The organism is Flavobacterium sp., from assembly GCF_036782315.1.
Lineage (GTDB): Bacteria > Bacteroidota > Bacteroidia > Flavobacteriales > Flavobacteriaceae > Flavobacterium.
This window is the reverse complement of the sequence record NZ_DAIPZK010000005.1, coordinates 20859-42855: the sequence shown is the minus strand read 5'-3', so window position 1 is coordinate 42855 and position 21997 is coordinate 20859. Positions and strand designations below refer to the sequence as shown.

Annotated in this window: 19 protein-coding genes; 5 read left to right on the top strand and 14 right to left on the bottom strand. The window is 28.4% G+C overall.

Translation table 11 applies throughout. The features are described from left to right. Nucleotides 1–48: 48 nt before the first annotated feature. From V7P59_RS05965 to V7P59_RS05900, 14 genes are all read right to left on the bottom strand, one after another. Nucleotides 49–516 carry an OsmC family peroxiredoxin gene (locus tag V7P59_RS05965; RefSeq protein WP_333809242.1) on the bottom strand — a complete coding sequence of 156 codons (468 nt, stop codon included), beginning with the start codon at nucleotides 514–516 and terminating at the stop codon, nucleotides 49–51. An 84-nt stretch (nucleotides 517–600) separates the two neighbouring features. After that, complete coding sequence (locus tag V7P59_RS05960; protein WP_333809241.1) at nucleotides 601–846, bottom strand: SHOCT domain-containing protein; 246 nt, start codon at nucleotides 844–846, stop codon at nucleotides 601–603. 136 nt (nucleotides 847–982) lie between these two features. After that, the gene (locus tag V7P59_RS05955) at nucleotides 983–1198 is read right to left on the bottom strand and encodes a BON domain-containing protein (RefSeq protein ID WP_333809240.1); all 216 of its coding nucleotides are present in this window, start codon (nucleotides 1196–1198) and stop codon (nucleotides 983–985) included. A 90-nt stretch (nucleotides 1199–1288) separates the two neighbouring features. Continuing rightward, a complete protein-coding gene (locus V7P59_RS05950; protein WP_333809239.1) occupies nucleotides 1289–1780 on the bottom strand; it encodes a response regulator in 492 nt (163 codons plus the stop codon). Nucleotides 1781–2048: 268 nt separating this feature from the next. Further along, the gene (locus tag V7P59_RS05945) at nucleotides 2049–2756 is read right to left on the bottom strand and encodes a hypothetical protein (RefSeq protein ID WP_333809238.1); all 708 of its coding nucleotides are present in this window, start codon (nucleotides 2754–2756) and stop codon (nucleotides 2049–2051) included. A 160-nt stretch (nucleotides 2757–2916) separates the two neighbouring features. Then, nucleotides 2917–4389, bottom strand: coding sequence for an OmpA family protein (locus V7P59_RS05940; RefSeq protein WP_333809237.1), 1473 nt, complete (start codon nucleotides 4387–4389; stop codon nucleotides 2917–2919). Between the two features lie 140 nt (nucleotides 4390–4529). Beyond that, on the bottom strand, nucleotides 4530–5573 hold the full coding sequence (locus V7P59_RS05935; RefSeq protein ID WP_333809236.1) for an AI-2E family transporter: 1044 nt from the start codon (nucleotides 5571–5573) through the stop codon (nucleotides 4530–4532). A gap of 11 nt (nucleotides 5574–5584) precedes the next feature. Beyond that, the gene (locus V7P59_RS05930) at nucleotides 5585–6019 is read right to left on the bottom strand and encodes a response regulator (RefSeq protein WP_333809235.1); all 435 of its coding nucleotides are present in this window, start codon (nucleotides 6017–6019) and stop codon (nucleotides 5585–5587) included. An 8-nt stretch (nucleotides 6020–6027) separates the two neighbouring features. Further along, nucleotides 6028–8493: an ATP-binding protein gene (locus V7P59_RS05925; protein WP_333809234.1), complete on the bottom strand. Its 2466-nt coding sequence runs from the start codon at nucleotides 8491–8493 to the stop codon at nucleotides 6028–6030. Between the two features lie 17 nt (nucleotides 8494–8510). Further along, nucleotides 8511–9077 carry a helix-turn-helix domain-containing protein gene (locus V7P59_RS05920; RefSeq protein ID WP_333809233.1) on the bottom strand — a complete coding sequence of 189 codons (567 nt, stop codon included), beginning with the start codon at nucleotides 9075–9077 and terminating at the stop codon, nucleotides 8511–8513. 430 nt (nucleotides 9078–9507) lie between these two features. Further along, nucleotides 9508–10356: an SDR family oxidoreductase gene (locus tag V7P59_RS05915; protein ID WP_333809232.1), complete on the bottom strand. Its 849-nt coding sequence runs from the start codon at nucleotides 10354–10356 to the stop codon at nucleotides 9508–9510. Between the two features lie 42 nt (nucleotides 10357–10398). Continuing rightward, nucleotides 10399–10875 (bottom strand): low affinity iron permease family protein, encoded by a 477-nt coding sequence (locus V7P59_RS05910; protein WP_333809231.1) that lies wholly within the window; start codon nucleotides 10873–10875, stop codon nucleotides 10399–10401. Between the two features lie 26 nt (nucleotides 10876–10901). Continuing rightward, nucleotides 10902–11780 (bottom strand): YihY/virulence factor BrkB family protein, encoded by an 879-nt coding sequence (locus V7P59_RS05905; RefSeq protein ID WP_333809230.1) that lies wholly within the window; start codon nucleotides 11778–11780, stop codon nucleotides 10902–10904. 10 nt (nucleotides 11781–11790) lie between these two features. Then, nucleotides 11791–12177 carry a hypothetical protein gene (locus tag V7P59_RS05900; RefSeq protein ID WP_333809229.1) on the bottom strand — a complete coding sequence of 129 codons (387 nt, stop codon included), beginning with the start codon at nucleotides 12175–12177 and terminating at the stop codon, nucleotides 11791–11793. Nucleotides 12178–13054: 877 nt separating this feature from the next. Here V7P59_RS05900 and V7P59_RS05895 point away from each other — a divergent pair. The 5 genes from V7P59_RS05895 to V7P59_RS05875 all read left to right on the top strand — a co-directional run bounded on the left by V7P59_RS05895 (nucleotide 13055) and on the right by V7P59_RS05875 (nucleotide 21983). After that, nucleotides 13055–18091, top strand: coding sequence for a translocation/assembly module TamB domain-containing protein (locus V7P59_RS05895; RefSeq protein WP_442902415.1), 5037 nt, complete (start codon nucleotides 13055–13057; stop codon nucleotides 18089–18091). 38 nt (nucleotides 18092–18129) lie between these two features. Then, on the top strand, nucleotides 18130–20442 hold the full coding sequence (gene tamL / locus V7P59_RS05890; RefSeq protein WP_333809227.1) for a translocation and assembly module lipoprotein TamL: 2313 nt from the start codon (nucleotides 18130–18132) through the stop codon (nucleotides 20440–20442). Nucleotides 20443–20589: 147 nt separating this feature from the next. After that, the gene (locus tag V7P59_RS05885; protein WP_333809226.1) at nucleotides 20590–21012 is read left to right on the top strand and encodes a hypothetical protein; all 423 of its coding nucleotides are present in this window, start codon (nucleotides 20590–20592) and stop codon (nucleotides 21010–21012) included. 37 nt (nucleotides 21013–21049) lie between these two features. After that, entirely contained in the window at nucleotides 21050–21238 is a 189-nt protein-coding gene (locus V7P59_RS05880; RefSeq protein ID WP_333809225.1) for a hypothetical protein, read from the top strand. A gap of 316 nt (nucleotides 21239–21554) precedes the next feature. After that, a complete protein-coding gene (locus V7P59_RS05875; protein WP_333809224.1) occupies nucleotides 21555–21983 on the top strand; it encodes a lipocalin family protein in 429 nt (142 codons plus the stop codon). Nucleotides 21984–21997 lie beyond the last annotated feature (14 nt).

Genomic DNA, 21997 nt, shown 5'->3' with positions numbered 1-21997 from the left:
ATTAAAAGAATAATCAAGTGGTTTTAATATTAAATCCTTTAAATATAATTATAGGTCATGAGCCTCTTCAAACTCAAAACTTATATCTGAGGTAATGGGAATATTTAAAATTTTTGACACAAAACAATTTTGTTCAGCATCTTCAACAATGGCAGAAAAATCTTCTGAACTAATATTAGGAACTGTAGCATATATTTTTAAATGTGCACTTATAATTCCCTCATTATTCATTCTTATTCTTGCCTGCGTATCTAATGTTTTGGGGGTAATTCCTTTTGCATTTAATTTAGCACATACGGCCATTGTAAAACAACCAGCATGAGCAGCGGCAATTAATTCCTCTGGATTAGTACCTTTTATTCCTTCATCAAAACGAGTTTTATAACTATAATTGGTTTGATTTAAAATACCACTTTCGGAAGATAAAAAGCCTACCCCGTCTTTTAAATTACCTTCCCAATGAGCGCTTGCTTTGCGCACTATAATTGCGCCGTTAAGTTTATCTTTTGAATCCATTTTAGATATTTTTTAAATAAATGACTATGTATTTTTCTAATATTTATTGCAGTAAATCCCTTTAATGTCAAAAGAAAAGGAATATTATTTCTGACTATTAAAATTTTGATCTTTATTAAAATCGTCTTCAAGAATTTTTTTTTGATGATGGTATTCGGTTTCCGTAATTTCACCATTAGCAAATCTTTTTTTCAAAATATCTAAAGCAGAATCTTTTGGGCGTCTTTGACCTGGAATATCGTAAGGAACAAAAAAAATCCAAAACAATAATACCAACCATATAATCCACCAAATTACATTCATTCCAAAATAATAATCTTCGTATCTCATAATGTTTCTTTTAATTATTATATGAACCTTTTTACATTTCTAGAAATAGAAATAAGTATCGTATTTTTTATATTTTCTTGATTTTGAACTCAAAATCAAATATTGAAAAGGAATTAAAAATTTCGATTAAACAGATTTAATTTTCATTATAAAGAGCTAACTCATTATTTACGCCTTCCACTTCTAAAAAACTCAAAACTATTTCTTCAATTCTATCCTTAACATCGTAAGAATCTACAGTTCCTTTTAATGTAACTACTTTGTCGATGATGTTAATTTTGATGTCATCGATAATAAAATTTTGCAATAATTTTCGGTGAATTTTATTTTTTAAGTCGTTATCTAAGTCCATCTTAAAGATTCATTTTAATATTATAAAATTGCCTCATTTTTAGTATAAAAGTGTTATATAATTTTTGGAATTGTTTTATAATTCAAAGAATTAATAAATAATTATCCAACCCAAAAAAACGAGTATACCTACTACTACAAAAAGAAAAAGTAAATAAATAAAAAATTGGCCTACTCCATATTTCATTTGCAGATAATTGGCAGAATAGGTTACAATTCCGAGAACTGTGGAACCTACTTTTTTCTTGGTGTTTTCTTCTTTTGTAATATAGTAATCGCCATTTTTAAGATGAGAATCAATTACATCTAGTATTTTTTCATGATTAGATATAACAATAACTTTTGTTTTTTTATTTATCGATTTAATAAAATCTATTAATTCGTCTGCTTCTTCACCATTGTAGTTATCATCGAGGATTACAATACTTGTATTTTCATCAACTTTTGATAGTGCCGTTACAGGGTTATTGAAGGTATAAATATTGAAAACTGTTCCAAAGCGATTCTCTAAATATTTATGTAATTTAAGAGCATTATTTATGTCTTCTTGAACAATAAAAAGATTTAATATTTGATTGGTCATATTCTGAGATTTTAAGTGAATTTTCTAAACTTTATTTAACATCCTTCATTTGAAAAGTGAAATCGTTAAATTAAATAGTGGACTCAATAATTAAAATTTTTTCTATGTGTTATAAAAGTGTTTGGTTTATAAATTTTAGACTTTAAAACTCAATGGGGTTTATTGTGACTATTATTGTGACTATTATTGTGACTCACACAAATAGTAGAATTAATAAAAAATGTCATACATTTCTGAGTGACATTTTTTTAATTTGAACAATTAAGTCTTATTCTTTTGCTTCCTGATTTTCTTTACTTTTAGCACCAATTCGATTTACTTTAAACATAGGGGCTAACTTAAACTTAATAGATGCAATTTTCATGTTATCTTCTGAAGATAAGCCTTCTTTTTCAACCGTATTTTTTCTGGTATCTAAAGCTTCATACATTAATTTTGCTTCATCATAATCTTCTCTGCTAAAATTGCTTTTATTGTCTTTATAAGCTTCATAAAATCTATCATATACAGAAAGTATATTATCCTTATTTACCCAATTAAAATTCATATCAGCACCTAATTTACCAGCTCCAAATAATTTGTCTCGTAATTGTTGAGAAGATTTTGCAGATCTTGTTTTATTCATATCGGCATTAGACTCATCTATAGGTTGATCTTCAGTTAGAATAGTAACTTTAATTTTATCATATTTAGCAGTAGAAGCATTTATTTTTTCCTGAGTTGCTACCCTATCTTTCTCATTTAAATTTGAGATGGCTTCGTTTGCTTGTGCAACTTTTGCTTCATAATTTGTGGAAATTTCATTCCAATTTTCTTGTCGTTCTTCTGCAGAAACAGATTTTAAAGAATCTACATAACGTTCTAATTCACTAATTCGTTCATCTGCTAAATCTGCTTCTTTATCAGTTCCAGCACATGAAAACATTACTAATAGAATTAATGAAAACAATCCAGTTTTTAATACATCTTTTTTCATAATAAGTATATTTTAGTTATTATTAATAAAAATAATTAATCCCTATAGGAAGACTGTTATATAATTATTTAGTATTGTTATAATATTATCTTTTACAAAAAATGGTTGACAAAACTGCCAACCATTTTTACAAAAAACCTAACCTAACTTAACCTCATTCTTAATAATTCGTTTTTAACTCTACTCTTCTGTTTTTTGATTTTCCAAGAGTTGTATTGTTAGTTGCAACAGGCTTAGTTTCACCATAACCAACAGAAATCAAACGAGATTCTGAAATTCCTTTTTGAATTAAATATCTTTTAACAGACTCGGCACGTTTTTGTGATAAAGTCATATTGTGCTCATCGCTACCAACACTATCTGTATGACCTTCGATGGTTAAAGTGGCAGCGTTATATTTCTCTAGAATTTTTGATAATTCATCTAACTGAGATAATGAGGCTACTTTTAGTTTATCAGAGTTATTTTCAAAGAAAATTTTACTTCCTATGTAGGTAATTCTAACTATATCTGCTTTAGCAATTTCTGGACAACCTTTATTTACTTCATTTCCTTTTACATTAGGACATTTATCATCAATGTCTGGAATTCCATCTCCATCAGCATCAGGACACCCTTTTAAACTAACCACTCCGGCAACATCCGGACAACGATCTTCATCGTCCATTACTCCATCATTATCACTATCAACTGGACATCCTCTACTATCTACTTTTGTTCCTTGCTTAGTATTTGCACATTTGTCATCTATATCAGCCACACCATCTTTATCAGCATCAGGACAACCTTTTAATGTTGGCAAGCCTGCTTGATCAGGACAACGATCCTTAGCGTCTTCTACTCCATCATTATCTTTATCAGGACAACCATTTAAAGTTGTTAAACCGGCAATGGTTGGACATAAATCAACATCATCAGCAACACCATCACCATCTTTATCTAAAGGACATCCATTTTTATCAACTGTAATTTTAGGTAAAGTTCCTGGACACTTGTCTTTGTTATCCGAAACTCCATCTCCATCTTCATCATGAGAATCACCTAAATTAAAAGTTAAGCCTAGCATATGAGTCAAATAAGCGTCTTTTTTCTTAAACTCACCTTCCGCATTATCAACACCATCTCTTCTGTCTTTATTAGAAAACAAAAACGATTCTTGCAAATTCAACATTAATGAAGGGGTTAATCTAAAATTAATTCCGGCTCCAGCGCTAGGAAGGATATAATCATAGTTTTCTTCATGAAAATTTAAATCGTTATCAAACAAAATGGCTCCTACTCCTGCAAATAAATACGGTCTTACAATATATTCAGGTGCCACAATATTAAAACGTAAGTTTAAAGCAACAGCATTAAAATCTGATCTAAAACTATCTCCTGTTCCATCGTGATAGCCTATTGTACCTTTAGATAATAACAAATTGGCGTCAAATAATTTTCCTAGATATCTAGAAACTGAAATTCCACCAAAACCATACATGGTATTACTTGTTTCATACCAATCTCTTCCTAAATCTCCACTATATTGAGTAATACCACCATGTAATCCGATATTCCATTTTTTATTCTCTGTCTGTCCATTTGATGTAGATGTAATTCCGATACATATACATAAGAAAAGAATTTTTTTCATAATTAAGAGTTATTAAAATTATTATTACAAATATCAATAACATATGAAGCAAGATTCTTACATAACTTTTATAAAAAAATGCAAAATTCCTAGATTTTTAGAAATTTGAAGACTCAAAAGAAAGAGTTTTCTATTAAAATTTATTTATTTTTTTTTGAGGTTTCTATTTCACCAATTAAAAAACCATAGGGTTTTAGAGACTCAACATTATCAAAAATTATTTTTAAAATAGCTAATAAAGGAATTGCCAATATAATTCCGGGAATGCCCCATAAAAGTTGTCCAATAACCAATGCAATAATCGTAAAGAGTGGATTAATTTTAACTTCTGGACCTAGAATTAAAGGTTCTAAAAGCCACCCTTGAATAAGTTGCACAATAGCATACACAATTAAAATTCCAATAAGCAATGGTGGATTTGCTCCTTGAACAAAAGCAATTAATACAGTAATGGTAGTACCGGTAATATTTCCTACGTAAGGAACTACTTCCAACATACCACAAAAAATAGCAAAAAACAAAGCATTTTCTAAACCAATACTACTAAAACCTATGGCATACATAATCCATAATAACATTATCATTTTTGTTAAGCCAAATAAATATTTTTGAGAGATTTTTGTAGCATTGTGAATAATAAATTCTATTTCATCTCTTTGAGATGGATTTCCTAGCTTAAAAAAGAAATTTTTGATGTGGCTTCTGTAGTATAATAAAAAGGTAAAGTAAATTAAAACTAAAATTGTTCCTGATAAAACTGAAATTAAAGAACTTAGTACAACTTGAAAAACATCTGAATATGAAGGTTGTTCTTTTTCTATGATTTGAGATTGTTCTTTAAACGAAATATCTAAATTATTAAAAATATACTTTTGAACTTGATTTATAAATTCAATACTTTTTTGTTTGATTACATTAAAACCTGCTAGAAGTTCAGATACTTTTAATCCAATTATTAACAGTAAAACCGAAATAATAATTAAAAGCAATGTTAAACAGATTAAAACAGACAAACCTTTTGATACCTTTTTGCTTTGTAACCAATTACACAATGGCAAAAAAACCATTGCTAATATTCCTCCAAAACATAAAGGCACAAGAAAGTTCTTTGCAAAATATAGAGCTATGATGATTAGAAAAATAAGCGCTAATTTTTGCAATAAATTTGATAACTGGTTTGCCATTTTTTATTGAATTACATTCTATCCCTATACCAATTTAATTTTTTCTCAATTTGCTTCATTTCTGAAATAGAAGAAATAATTTTAAGTAATCGCATAAAAGCAGTTTCACTTTTTACAACATAATCAAAAGCTTTATGATGTAAACACTTTACCGCAACTTCTATTTTATCTTGACTTGAAAGCATAATTACTTCAATTGCAGAATCAATTTCTTTTATTTTATCTAATGTTTCTAAACCATTTATTGCTGTTGTTTCTACACTATTTAAATAATAATCTAAAACTACTATATCTGGTTTCTTTGATAAATTAGCTATGCACGATTCTCCTGTTTCAAAAGTTTCAACATCAAATTGAGGATATTTTAAAAATTGAATTTCTAATAGTTTTAAGTAGGTTGAATCGTCATCTACAATAAATATTTTTATTTTATTTTCACTTTGCACAATTCCTTTTATTTAAGTGTAATCAGTTCTAATTCTAGTTCATTGCATGCAATTCTACATGCATTTTCAATATCTAAAATCATTTTTTCCAAGTCATCTTCCTTTTCTTTATCAGGATTATAATCTTGTATAGTATTTGCAATTTCTATAATTTCAGGGTTTAGCCCAATAACAGAAAAAGAAGGCATCATCTTATGTAATGTTGATTTTAGTAAATCCCAGTTTTTATCCAAAAAACTTTGTTTCATAGTATTAACTAGCAGAGGTGTTTGCTTTAAATACGTTGCAATTATCTCTGACATTAATTTGGGGTTAGATTTTGTTACTCTTGTTAAATAACTTAAATCTGAATGCTTCAGTTTTTCTACTTTTTTATTTCCATATATTTTATCTTCAAGGTTTAAATTAGGTTTTTCTATGATTCGTATAAGTTTATTGTATAATAACTGTTCGTCAATAGGTTTTGAAATATAATCATTCATACCAATTTTTTTGCAATAAGAAACATCAATTCTGGTTACATCTGCTGTAAGGGCAATTATAGGAATTGTCAATTTAAGATTATTTCTAATATACATGGTTGCTTCTAAACCATTTATTTCGGGCATTTGCAAATCCATTAAAATGACATCATACTTTTTTTCTTTTAGTTTTTCAATTGCAACTTTTCCATTGGAAGCAATTTCACTCTCAAAACCAAAATCATCTAACATAGTCTTCATCAATAATTGATTAAGTTCCATGTCTTCAACAACAAGTATTTTTACATCTTTTTTATCAGAATTTAAATCAACTATTTCGGGCTCTGAAACTACTTCTTCATTAGTCTTTTTAAAATTTAAAATAAAACTGAAAACAGATCCTTTGTTCCATTCGCTTTTAACTTCTATTTTACCTTTTTGACCTTCTACCAATTGTTTTGTTATGGCTAAGCCTAAACCTGTTCCACCATACATTTTAGAACTTTCGTTTGTTGCTTGCTGAAATGTTTCAAATATTTTTTCTAAATCGTTTTCTTTTATTCCAATACCAGTATCCGCAACATAAAATTTAATATCAACACTATCTTTGTTTTCATTGAGTTGTTCTACTGTAAATGTAATACTTCCTTGGTTTGTAAACTTAATAGCATTTGTTAATAAATTTAAAATAATTTGATGCAAGCGAACGGCATCACCACTTATAACCTCGGGTATTTTGTTATCATAATTTACAATTAATTCTAAATTCTTATCTTGAATTTTGGGTTCAAACAGCTTTACTAAGTTTTTTACCGAGGTCTTCAACTTGAAAGGTTTATTCTCGAAGACCATTTTACCCGCATTTACTTTTGCTAAATCTAAAATATCATTAATCAAAACAATTAATGAATCTACACTCATTTTTATTGCCATTAAATACTCTCTTTGTTGAGCAGAAATTTCTGTTTTTAATAACATTTTAGTAAATCCAGTAATAACATTAACTGGTGTTCTAATTTCATGACTCATATTAGATAAAAATTGCTGCTTTAGCTTTACAATTTCGCGAGCATTTTGGATGGCATTTCCAGCAATTATTTTAGCTTCTTTTGAAATAGTGGCAGCAAGCTGAGGAAATTCTTGTGGTTCAACTAATTTCTTTTTCAAAAGATGATGTGAATTGGTATTAATTTCCATTATTATAGCACCAATAACTTTTCCTTCAACCGATTTGTAGACTGCCGTACTAAAATATTTTTCCTTTAATTGATAGTTTTTTAAAGTTAATGAAAAACTGTTTATAACTCCTTCTGTAAACACTCGTTCAAAGTTGTTTCTAACTTTATTTTTATCTGTAAAATAATTAATAAAAGAGGAATTTATTAGTTTTGTTCGAGGCTTACCTGTTAAAACTATAGCAGCTTCATTAACTTCCAAAATAATTCCTTCTAGATTTATAATAAATAGTGGATTATAAACTGATTCTATAAAATCTTTTGAATTTTGTATGGAAAAATTAATAACGTCATTATTATGAATGATGGCATTTCCGTTAGGTAGTATGCTCTTTTTGGCACTTTTATTAGAGAAATTCAAATGGCTTTTAATAGCTGAAATATTCAGATCTTTGGGAAATTTTGAAGTATCACTCAACAAAAATAATCTACAATTTCTTTTCTTATACATTAGGTTAGCAACAAATGTTTTTATTGTTATTTGTTCGCCTAATTTATTTACAAATTGAATTTCAATATTATTTCTGTTTCCATTCTTTTTTTCAGCTTCAGAAGCAATTTTCAAACGTTTTTTGATTGAAATTTCACAAATATCAGAAATTTTTTTTTCGATGATTTCTTTGTTAGAATATTTAAAGAAATCGAGAAAAACCTTATTTGCAAACATAACTTCATTAGTATCAATATCAAAAACAATTGTTTTAATGGTACTATCTTTGAAAGAGTTTAATAATAACTCATTTGATTCGTTTGACTTAACTACCATTTCTTTTGACATTTGCATATTGTTTACAATTATTCCCCTATGTTTTCTAACGGATTTCTTCTTTTATCTTTTAATTGTTTGTAATGGGATGGCGAATATCCAGTAACTTTTTTAAATTGACTGGATAAATGAGCTACACTACTATAATTCATTTTCCATGCAATTTCACTTATAGTTAATTCTCCATAAATAATTAATTCTTTTATTCGTTCTATTTTATGAAGAATAACAAATTGTTCAATTGTTGAGCCTTGCACTTCTGAAAATAAGTTGGCTAAATAAGTGTAATTATGATTAAGATTTTCTGACAAATAAGTAGAAAAATTAACTTTTAAAGCCTCATCTGAATAATGAATGGTTTGAATAATCATGGTTTTAATTTTCTCAATTAAAATTGCTTTTTTATCATCTATTAATTCTAACCCTATTTCTTTCAAATTTTGCCTCAAAATTTCTCTCTTTTCATCATCAATATCTTCCATAATTTCCACTTCACCTAAGTCCACCACAATAAAATGTAACCCAAGCTTCTTGAGTTCATTACTAACAGCCAATTTACATCGGCTACTTACCATATACTTTATAAATAGTTTCAAATGATTTGGGTTAAAAGGATTATCAAATTTCGCTTTAAAAAACTTTAAATTAGTTATAAACATTTGTTTAATATTTACAGAATTCACAGGTATGGCTTATAAAAGATAATTCTATATTAAACAGTAAAATTTAGATTATACAAATCGATAGAAGGCTTGTATTTATTATGCTTTTAAAATTTAATGAAAGATTCTAATTTATATTATGAGAATCCATTTGATTTAATTTTAATTAAACATTTGTTAATAATAAAAGATGAGTCAAATTAAAATCAACTTCACTGAAGTTTTCAATATAAACTCAAAAATGACTTGATTTTTTTAATGTAAATATTTAACAAATCACGTAATATTGAAATGCTAAAAAGAATGGTAAAATATATTAACGTTAAATTTTGAAGTTTGTTATAATATTAACCATCAAATTAATTTATATTCCTACAATTTCTCCCCCATTAATATGTATAAACTGTCCGGTTATATAACTACTATCATCGGATGCCAAGAAAACATAAGCGGGCGCTACTTCACTTGGTTGTCCAGCTCGTCCCATTGGAGTATCTTTACCAAAATCAGAAACCTTATCAAAACTGGCAGGAATTAGTGGTGTCCAAATAGGTCCAGGTGCTACCCCATTTACACGAATTTTTCTTTTTATCAACATTGAAGATAAAGCTCTCGTAAAGCTCACAATAGCTCCTTTTGTACTAGCATAATCAAGTAAATGTTCACTTCCTCTATATGCAGTAACAGAACTAGTATTGATAATACAATCAAAGCTTTTCATGTATGCTAAAGCAGCTTGTGTAAGATAAAAAAAAGAATAAATATTGGTTTCAAAAGTAGTATGAAGTTCTTCTATAGTAATATTTTCTATTTTATCTTTTGGAAATTGAACGGCAAGATTATTAACCAATACGTTAATTGTACTAAATTCTTTTATACACTTCTCAATTGCATCTTTACAATTTTCTGGATTGCTAAGATCAGTCTTTAAAATGAGACAACGTTGCCCTTCTTCTTCAATTAGTTTTTTTGTTTCTTTAGCATCTTTATCTTCTTCTAAATATGCAATTGCTATATCAGCACCTTCACGAGCAAAATGTACTGCTACACTTCGACCTATACCGCTATCACCTCCTGATATAAATGCCACTTTACCTTTTAGTTTATCACTTCCTTTATAATTATCTCTAATTATTTCTGGTAAAGGCTTCATTTTATACTCATCACCTGGAAGCTCTTGCTTTTGATTAGAAAATGTTTTTGTTTTATTCATAACATCAATAATTTATTTATTAAAAAATCATACAAAAGATGGTTACTTCTTTTTACTGTTTTTCATTTTACGTACTTTCTTAGATTTGTGTACATTTTGTGCTTCGTCAATGGAATGTGAAGTTTGCAAGGATTGATCTTTTTGGGATAATTGACTTAGCTTATGATAGTATTTTTGAATGATATCCATTTCTTCTTCAGTCATACTTTCAATATCAATCAAACGATTACTTGCAAATTCATGTGAAGCCACTAATTCATTTAACTTTAACTGTATAGCTAAGGAATCTTTATTCTGAACTTTTTGAATTAAAAAAACCATTAAAAAAGTAATGATTGTTGTACCTGTATTAATTATTAATTGCCATGTTTCTGAAAAGTTAAAAAAAGGTCCAGTAATTGCCCAAATTATAACTAATGAAGACGCCAAAATAAAAGCAGAAGTACTACCTGTCATTTTAGATATTCTTGTTGCAATTTTTTCAAAGTAATTCGTTTTTGTTTTTTTTGATATTTTCATGACATCATATTTAAATAAAACATTATTTACTTTTTTGTTTCTATATGTTTAACACGATTTCTTTTTAACTGAGTGTAACTATAGGTAAATTCTGCACCAAGTAAAACTAACATAGAAGAATAGGATACCCAAAGCATAATCAAAACAACAGAACCACCCGATCCATAACCCGAATCGGGTTTAAAAGTGCCAAAATAAAATCCTAAGAGTGATTTACCAATTTCAAACAATACAGCTGTTATGAAGGAACCTAACCATACATCGCTCCATCTAATATCTGTATCAGGAAAGTATTTAAACATAAATCCAAATACTAATGTGAATACCCCTAATGAAATTAAAAAATTTAAACACAACAATAAGATGAAAAATGAGTCAGGAAAATACAGAGTTAGCCATTTTCCTAATGCAGCCAAAAGTGTTGAAATTAAAAGTGAAGTAATCAAAATAAATGCAATAGCAATTATAAGTCCGAAAGACAATAAACGTGATCTAAAAAGACCTATTATTCCCGATTTAGATTCTTCTTCTTTTACCTTCCAAATTTTATTTAAAGCTTTTTGAAATTGAATAAAAACTCCTGTGGCACCAAACAAAATGATGGCTATACCAATTAAATTTTCCCAAAGCGTTTTTTTTGATTGCATGGCTTTTAGAATAATACTTTGAACTTGTTGTGCAGTTTCGGTTCCCATAACACTAGAAATTTCATTTGTTATTTCTGTATTTACTACTTCTTTATCAAAAAAGTACCCTGATAAAAACACAATAACAGACAACAATCCGGGTAATGAAAAAATAGAATAATAAGCAATTACAGCACTCTCTTTAAAAGGATCTTTTTGCCACCATGAGTGTAAAGCCTCTTTGGTTGCTACAACATAATTATTAAATCTACTTTTCATTTAAAGAATTTTATTGAGGCTTTTTTGAATTAAAAATTTGCTTGAAAAAATGTTCTGAAACTAACTTAATATCATTAAAATTTGCAGATACCAATTTTATTGTTCCTAATTGAATTGCCCATCCTAATATTCTTTTCATAAAGCTATCAGAATTTCCTACTAAAGCCTTTTTTATTAAGTATCCAGTACCCAAGCCCACTATATTGTGAGTGAAATTATTTTTAATTTCTTTGGAATTAGCCACTTCATCAAAAACATGTTTAATTAAGTTTAAAGGCTTTAAACTTTCGCATATACCATGAAAATTATATTTTAATAATTGTAATTCATTATCGCGCTTTTTTTGCGTTCCCAATATTAGTTCCTGCAATAATTCGGTTTCATTTTTTGTTTTCATGATTATTTATTTTTGTTTATAACTTTCACTAGAATATTAGAAAAACCAAAATGTATGTAAAATCAATTTTGTTAATTCTTTTATAGCATTTTTAAAAATATAACCGACAATGCAACTATTATGAAAATAGCAAACCGAAAACTAGTATTAAACTACATCTGCAAGTTTGTCTACCGAACTAACATAAATGTGAACAAAACAGCTGCATACACTTACGTTATTACAAAAGTTATGAGCGAGTGATGTTACATTGCCGGTTATAGTATTATGTTTTTGAATATCTTTTAAACGCTTAAAGACATTTTGTTTCAATCAAATGAATTGATAATTGATATATTAAGATGAGTCTTGTTGATACTGTTTTTTACAGACTGGTTATAGTGTTTGATATTTTGAAATCACTTTTTCACCAAACGATTTAAAATATAAATGATTATTGCAATTATAAGAATCACTAAAAAAATTCCAACACCCATTCCTGCCTTGAAAATACCTTCTATTACCTCGCATGAAGTAAATAAAATAGAAACTATAACCAAAAGACCTATCTTCATTACGTTTATTCTTTTCATAATAAATTTGTGTTAAGTTGAAAATATAAATCAATTATTTTATTTAAATTACAGTGGTTATTTACGCTGTAAAAGACAATTGTAAAATTAAGTTTGGGGTTATAATTTTCGTTTCATAATTTCATAAAGTAGTTTCAAGATTCCTACTTTTTATTCAATTAATTCATAGCTTAATGGAATTATATAAAAGATTTCTTTTTAGTTGTAATTAATTAAAATTCAAAACGGTCATATTTGTAATATAAACAGGCTAATTATCTGAATTTTTCAATAAAATCAATATATAAAAACATCACTTCTACCAAATGAAAGTGAACAAATACATAAAAAAAAGCCTCAAAATTTTTGGTTGGATAATAGTTGGTATTATCAGCTTAATTTTGTTATTACTAATAACTATTCAAATTCCAGCAATACAAAATAGTATCAAAAACAAAGCTGTCAATTATCTAGAAGAAAAGATAAAAACTCCTGTAAAAATTGAAAAAATTGAAATCGGGTTTCCAAAAAAAATCATATTAAACAATGTTTATTTTCAAAGCCAAATTGGTGATACTTTATTTTCAGGTGAAAAAGTAGCAGTAAATCTTAGTTTATTTAAACTATTTAATGATGAAATTGAAATAAATTCTATTAGTTTAAAAAACACAACAGCCAATGTAAAACGCAATAAAGATTCTATTTATAATTTTGATTACATCATTGATGCTTTTTCCTCTAAAACTCCTAAAAGCAATCAAAAAGAAATGAAATTTTCTATACACGATATTCGTTTAGAAAACATTCGAGTTTATTTTGATGATGCCATTACTAAAAATAATTTCAACATTTCATTAAACCATTTAGAAACAAAAATTAAAGAATTTGACCTCAAAAAAATGGATTATGAAATCCCAAAAATAAAACTCAACGGACTCAAAGCTAATTTAAAACAAGGCGAGTTACTTCGAGAAATTGCCACCAATACGGTTGTTAAAACAGATTCCATTATTAAAAAACGACCTGATTTAAATATCAAATTAGGGAAAATCGATTTGAGTAATATTCAAGTTACGTATGACAATGCTGGAACTAAATTAAACAGCGGTCTTTCACTCAGTAAACTGTTCATTGATTTTAAAAAAACCAATTTGCCAAAACAAGAAATTACTATTAATAAGCTGGAATTAAACGGCTTAAAAGGTGGATTAACTTTAGGTAAACTAGATCGAAAACTTGATTTAGAAAAACTTCCTAGGCAAAGTACTCCAAAATGGCAACTCTTTCTTTCTGATGTAAATATAAAGAATGTAGATTTTCGATTTGATGATGAAAATTCTCCCAAAATTTCAAAAGGAATAGATTACAATCATATAAATGTACAACAGTTACAATTAGAGGCTAAAAACTTAAATTACACTTCAAATCCAAATGTTTTTTCAGGAAATATAGAGGCATTTACAGTGAAAGAACAAAGCGGTTTCAATATCAAAAAGTTACAAACCCATTTTGCTTACACAGCTTATGGAGTGCAACTCAAAAAACTATTTCTTAAAACTAATAAAACGTTTATTCAAAATCAAATTACTATACAATACCCATCATTACAAGCACTAAAAACAAACCCTGGTTCATTAGCAATGAATGCTGATCTGCAAAAGAGTCACGTAGCTTTTAATGACATTTTACTTTTTGTACCTGATTTGGCTCAAATCCCTTTTTTTAAAAATAATGCTAATAGTATTGCCCATATCAACGGTCAAATAAAAGGAAAATTAAATGATTTAATGCTTCCATATTTAGATGTAAGTGGAATCGGCTCTTCAAGTATTTCGGTAAGTGGAAGAATTATTGGTTTACCTAATACAGAAAAAGCATGGTATAATTTAAATATAAAAAACCTTTATGTAAGTGCTCAGGATATAGATAAATCTGTAAAAAAAGGAACACTTCCTACTTCAATTCAATTGCCTCAAAACACAATCTTAAAAGGAACTTTCAAAGGAAAACTCAATAACTTCGATACAAATTTTACTTTAATAAGTAGTTTAGGTAACGCTCAAATAAAAGCCAATTTTGACAATCGAATTAAAAATGCTGAAAAATATAACGGTGTTATTGCGCTGGATAATTTTGATCTTGGGAAACTAATTAAAGATGCCTCAATTGGAAAAATTACGCTGAAGGCAAATATGAATGGTACAGGATTAAGTCCAAAAAGTGCAAGTGCAAGGTTAAATGGTTTTATGCAAAAAGGTGTTTTTAATAATTATACCTATCAAAATTTAGCTTTAAACGGAAAAATTACAAATGGATTATATACCGCTTCAGCAAAAATCAAAGATCCAAATCTCGAATTTGATTTAACCTCAAATGGTAATTTTAATGCCTCCTATCCTGAAGTTAACATGAAAATGAATATTGCAATAGCCGATTTACAAAAACTCAATTTTAACAACACACCATTAAAATTTAGAGGTGAATTTGACGTTAAAATGACATCTGCTTCTGTGGATCATCTTAATGGAATACTTACAGCCAAAAACTTACTTTTAGTGAATGAGAAAGGTCAGTTTCCACTAGATTCTATTCATATCACAGCCACTTCTACTGCAGAAAAGAATACTTTACAATTGCAATCTCAGTTTATAAAAGCAAATGTTTTTGGAAAATATCAGTTGAATGAAATTGTTCCTGCAATTACAAATTCCATCAATAAATATTATGCAGTACAACCTGCCACTACCATCAAAACTAAACCACAAAATTTCAATTTTGATGTTACTATAAGCGAAGATCCAATTATAATGAAACTCATTTCAGAAATTAAACAAGTAGAACCCATTAACATTAACGGTCGTTATAATAGTGCTAATGATACAATTGTACTGAATGCTAAAGTGCCAAAACTTATTTACGGTGAAAACATTATTAGCAATGGAATTTTTAAAATAAACACAAATGATGATTCTTTAGTTTATAACGCCACCCTTGGAGAAATACAAAATGTTCAATTTCGACTACCAAATACACAAATAGAAGGTTCTGTAAAAGATAATTTGCTAACCTATCAGCTCCAACTTAGAGATGAAAAAGACAAAGATCAATATATTATCGCTGGAACAGTGAAAGCTGATAATGGTAATACAAAAATTCATTTGTCACCTCAAGATCTCATGCTGAATTATGAAAAATGGTCTATTTCTGAAAATAATCTTATCCGTTTAAGTAACAACGGAATTTATGCTAATGAGTTTGTTTTAAAAAACGGAAACAGTACCATAGCTTTACAATCTCAATTTGAAAAAGGAAATTCACCTTTAATTCTTCAATTCAATGATTTTAATATTGAGACAATTTCGCGGGCAATACAAAAAGAATCTTTAGCGTTTGGAGGTATTATGAATGGTGAAGCTACTATTGAAAATATTAAAACCCAACCTGTATTTGTTTCTGATATTACCATCAAAAATTTTACTTATAAGAAGGAAAATGTAGGAGATATTAGCGTAAAAGTTAATAATAAAGTAGCCAATACTTATGCCATTGAAACAACCATAACGGGTCAAGGAAATGATGCAAAACTCCATGGAATATATCAAAACACCAATAAAAGTTTTGATTTGAATCTCGATTTAAAACAGTTAAATTTAATAAGCATTCAACCTTTTACTCAAGATCAACTAACAAAAAGTAGTGGCTATTTATCAGGAAAATTTCATATCAAAGGAAATTTAGATCAACCTAAAATTATTGGTGAATTAAAATTCAATGATGGGGCATTTACAGTAACTAAGCTAAATTCAGCATTTGAATTACTAAATGATAAAATTACATTTACAGAAGAAAGGATGGAATTTAAAAACTTTAGTTTATCTGATTCTGATAAAAACATTTTACTATTAAGAGGAAAAATTGTCACATCCAATTATAGTGATTTTGCTTTCAATCTAAGAGTAAACGGTAATAATTTTAGAGTCACTAATTCTACTGCAAAAGACAATGATTTATACTATGGAAAACTTTATATAGATACAAATTTGACTATAAAAGGAAATCAAAACAAACCTATTATAGATGGAAATATAAAAGTCAATGAAAATACTGAACTTACAATAGTACTTCCACAATCAAATCCTTCAATAACAGATAGAGAAGGAATAGTAGAATTTATTGATCAAGATGCTCCACAAATAGACAAAAGGCTGCTAATTGCAACTGATTCAATAAGTCAAACCAAGTTCAAAAGTATGAATGTTTCGGCTACTATTGAAATAGATAAAGATGCCGAACTTACTATGATAATCGATAAAGGAAACGGCGATTATTTAAAACTTAAAGGAGAAGCACAACTTACAGGAGGAATTGATGAATCTGGAAAAACAACATTAACGGGTCGTTATGAGCTAAAAGAAGGAACCTATGAAATGACATTTAATTATCTGAAAAGAAAATTTGAAATTAACGAAGGAAGTTACATTTTATGGACTGGCGAACCTACAACGGCAAATATTAACATAACTGCGGTTTACGAAACAAAAACAGCACCAATTGACTTGCTTGATGATCAATTAGGAAATATTTCTCCAGCAGTTAGAAATACTTATAAACAAAGAATTCCATTTGAAACGCATTTAAAAATGAAAGGCGAATTACTTAAGCCTGAAATTACTTTTGATATCATATTACCTGAAGGAAACTATAATGTTTCTTCGGAAATAGTAAGCAATACAAGAACTAAATTAGAACAACTCCGCCAACAACCAGATGAATTAAACAAGCAAGTTTTTGCCTTATTACTATTGAACCGTTTTATTGGAGAAAATCCTTTTTCTAGTGAATCTCATTCAGGAACCGAATCAATAGTGAGACAAAGTGTTAGCAAAATGATGTCGCAACAACTAAATAATTTAGCTGGAAATCTTATAGAAGGTGTCGAACTTGATTTTGATTTAGAAGCATCGGATGATTACACAACTGGAACTCGAGAAAATAGAACTGATTTAAATGTTGGTGTTTCTAAAAGATTGCTTGATGACAAATTAAAAGTTACTGTGGGCAGTAGCTTTGGTATCGAAGGACCAGTACAAGCAAATAGAGAAACAACCAACATTGCAGGCGATGTTTCATTAGACTATCAACTTTCAAAAGATGGACGATACATGCTAAGAGCTTATAGAAAAAATGAATATCAAGTAGCGCTACAAGGACAAATTATTGAAACTGGTGTTGCCTTTATTATTACCATGGATTACAATAAGTTTAAAGAACTTTTTCATCACTCAGAGGAAGAAAAAGAAATGATAAACAATATGAAAAAGAAAAAAAGAAGAGAAAAAAGAGAAGAAAACATAAAAAATTAAAAAACATTTCTCTTCAAAAAAGATAAAAAGCAAAGGATATGAGAACCAAAAAACTATATTATTTTCTTTTTTTAGTAGCATTACTAACCACTTGGTCATGCAGTAATACGCGCCATTTACCTGAAGGCGAATTATTATATGTAGGAGGAAAAGTAAAAGTGATTGATTCTTCTATTTCTCGTAACGAACGTAAAGCATTAGAAAAAGAACTTAAAGGAATTTTACGTCCCAAACCAAATTCTAAAATTCTTGGTTTACGTGTAAAATTGTTTTTTTATAATTTAGCTGGCGAACCCAAAAAAGAGAAAGGAATACGATATTGGTTGCGAAATAAATTGGGAGAACCACCTGTTTTATTCAGTCAAGTTGATTTAGGATATTCAAGAAATCTCATACAAAATTATTCAGAAAACCGAGGTTATTTTAAAGCACGAGCTTCTGCAGATTCTACAAAAAGAGGCAAACGGGTAACTGCAGAATATGAAGCCTATCCTGGTAAACAATATCGTATAAAAGAAATTAAATTTCCTGCAGATTCATCAGCTTTAAGTAAAGCCATTTTCTTAACTCAAGACAAAACACTTCTTAAAAATGGTGATGGATATGATTTTAATACCATAAAAGCCGAACGTAACCGAATTGATGCTCGATTAAAAGAACAAGGTTATTATTATTTTGGACCAGATTATCTAAAAATACAAGTAGATAGCACAGTTGGAAACTATCAAACCGATTTAATAATAAAAGTAAAAGAAGAAACTCCTGAACAAGCAAAAAAGGTATATACTATTGGTAAAATTATAATTTATCCAAATTATTCGCTTAAAGAGGGAAATCGTAAAATAAATCAACTTGAAAAAGACACTACAGCCGTTGAATATTATCATGATTTTACAATAATTGATAAAGATAAATTATTTAATCCTCGTATTTTTGATAGAACTCTCTACTTTCATAAAGGCGATTTATATAACCGAACAAACCATAACCTGTCATTAAATCGTTTAGTTAATTTAGGAACTTTTAAGTTTGTGAAAAATCAGTTTAAAGTTTCAGATTCAATTGATAATGTATTGGATACTTATTATTATTTAACACCACTAAAAAAGAAATCAATTAGGGTTGAAATATTAGGAAAAACAAATTCTGCAAATTATACAGGTTCCGAATTAAGCTTAAATTGGAATAACCGTAATACTTTTAAAGGAGCGGAACTTCTTGCATTTTCCCTTTTTGGAGGAATGGAATTTCAAATTTCTGGACAAAATAATGGTTATAACATATATCGTATAGGTTCTGAAGCCAGTTTGATTTGGCCGCGATTTATTGCTCCATTTAAACTAAAATCTTCTAGTGGGTTTGTACCAAAAACTAAAGCTACAATTGGATACGAATTTCAAAAAAGAGAACAATTATATGCGCTCAACTCATTTAAAGGTTCATTTGGTTATTTGTGGAAAGAAAATATCCGAAAAGAGCATCAATTAAACATAACTAATATTAATTATGTTAGTCCAAATAATGTAACACCTTTATATAAAAATCAAATTGCTCTTAATCCTACTTTAGGAAAAGTTATTGAAAAACAATTAATTTTTGGTCCCTCTTATTCGTATACTTACACTAATACAACAGAAACAGCTAAAAAACATACTGTATATTATAAAGGAACGTTTGATACATCAGGAAATTTAGCTGGTATATTATCAAATGCTAATGTAAAAAAAGGAGATACAACAAAAATCCTTAATGTAGCATTTAGCCAATTTATAAAAATTGAGAATGACTTTCGTCATTACATAAAACTGGGACCCGAATCTCAACTGGCAAGTCGAATTATTGTTGGTGTTGGATATGGTTATGGTAATTCAACAGAACTACCTTTTATCAAACAGTTTTTTATTGGTGGAACAAATAGTATAAGAGCATTTAGAGCGCGATCTATTGGGCCTGGCTCCTACTTTTCTGAAACAGAAAATAATTCGTTTTTACCTGATCAATCGGGAGACATCAAATTACAATTTAATGTGGAATATCGAACAAAGTTATTCAGTATTGTAAAAGGCGCTGTTTTTGTAGATGCTGGAAATATTTGGCTCATGAATAAAAATAACGAAAAACCAGGCGCTGAATTTTCTAAAGAATTTATGAAACAGCTAGCTGTAGGAACCGGACTAGGATTGCGTTTTGATCTTTCTTTCCTACTTTTAAGAACTGATCTTGCCTTCCCAATACGTAAACCTTATTATGAAGACAACCAAAGATGGGTGCTAAATGAAATTGATTTTGGCAATAGTTCATGGCGTAAAGAAAACCTAGTCTTTAATTTAGCAATTGGATATCCGTTTTAAATCCTCTCCTTTTTTTTAGTAAACTAACAATTTTGAAATTAATCTCAAAAATTGTGTAAGAATCTAATAGTACCTGTTTTATAATTTTGAAATATCAAAAGTTTATAAACAATTGTATTTTCAAATAATTTAAAAACAGAAAAAAAGATGAAAAAGTTTGTATTAATGCTACTTTTAGTAGCCACCTATGTTCCTATGTTAGCACAAGACCCTAAACTAGTTATCAGCGATAAAGATGGCTGGCATAAAATAGGCGAAACGAAAGTTGATTTTAAAAATGAAACAGATCAAATTTTAGTTATTGGGGCTAACCGTTTTTCTTCAATCAAAATCAAAGTAACAGATGGTTCAATTAACATGGAATCTTTTGTAATTTATTTTGATAATGATGAGAAAAAAACCGTTACACTGAAAAAAGAATTTTATACTCCTGGTGAAACGCAAGAAGTTACTTTTGGTGGCGAAAAAAATGTTCAAAAAATTGAATTTAGATATAAAAGTCTAGATAAAAACACGGACAAAAAAGCTCATGTAGAATTATGGGGATTTAAAACAAATCCAAAAAAATAACCTGAAGAAATATTGTTTGTTTTAAAAAATTAAGCCAATGCCTTGGACTAAAAAGAAATATCCGAATGCTATGAAAAATCTTCCTAGTAAAGTGCGCAATAAAGCGATTGAAATTGCAAATGCTATACTAAAAACGGGTAATTTAGATGAAGGTGCCACAATTGCAACAGCAATAAGTAAGGCTAAGGAAACAATAGCTAATTTAGGTAAAAAAAAGAAAAAATAATGTAGATCATTAGAAAATAACTTTCTCTAATTTTAAAAACAATGGTTATTTTGATAGTATTTTTTGTCAGTAAAATCACAAAGTAATCTGAGATAATAATAAAATTGAGAAAAGTGGGAAAGCTTAGCATATGCTAAGCTTTCTTTTTTTGTCTAATCGCAAATAAAAGAAGTATAATCCCGCATAATCTAAGATTAATAGTGAAAAATGCTATAAATAGTGAGGTAATAAAATTATATAAATAAGACTTATTATAGTGTAAGAGCTAATCGATACTTAACAATTAATTTTATATCAAACATTAAAATAAATTAATATGAAAAATCGAATTAAATTATTAGCATTGGCATTGGTCATCAGTTTTGGATTTTTTGCAGTTTCATGCAATAATGATGATGACAATGGTGGAGAAACAATTGCTCCGTTAGTTGGAAAATGGAAAATTAGTAAAGTAGGTACCACAGTTGGAGGTACAGAAACTTTAATTGATGCACCTCAAAATCAATCTGGGTGTGAAAAAGACTATATTGATCTAAATACTGACAACACTGTTGTACAAGGAGATTACGATTCTACAATTAGCGAATGTGCACTTACTACTCAAGAAGGAATATACTCAAGATCCCATAATAATTTAACGAGAGTAGTAAATGGTGTAACAACTGTTCAAGATATCGAAAATCTTACCTTTAGTCAATTAAAACTTAAAGATGCGAGTGGTAACATTGAAGTTTACATTAGATAAATTTTAGTCAGTTT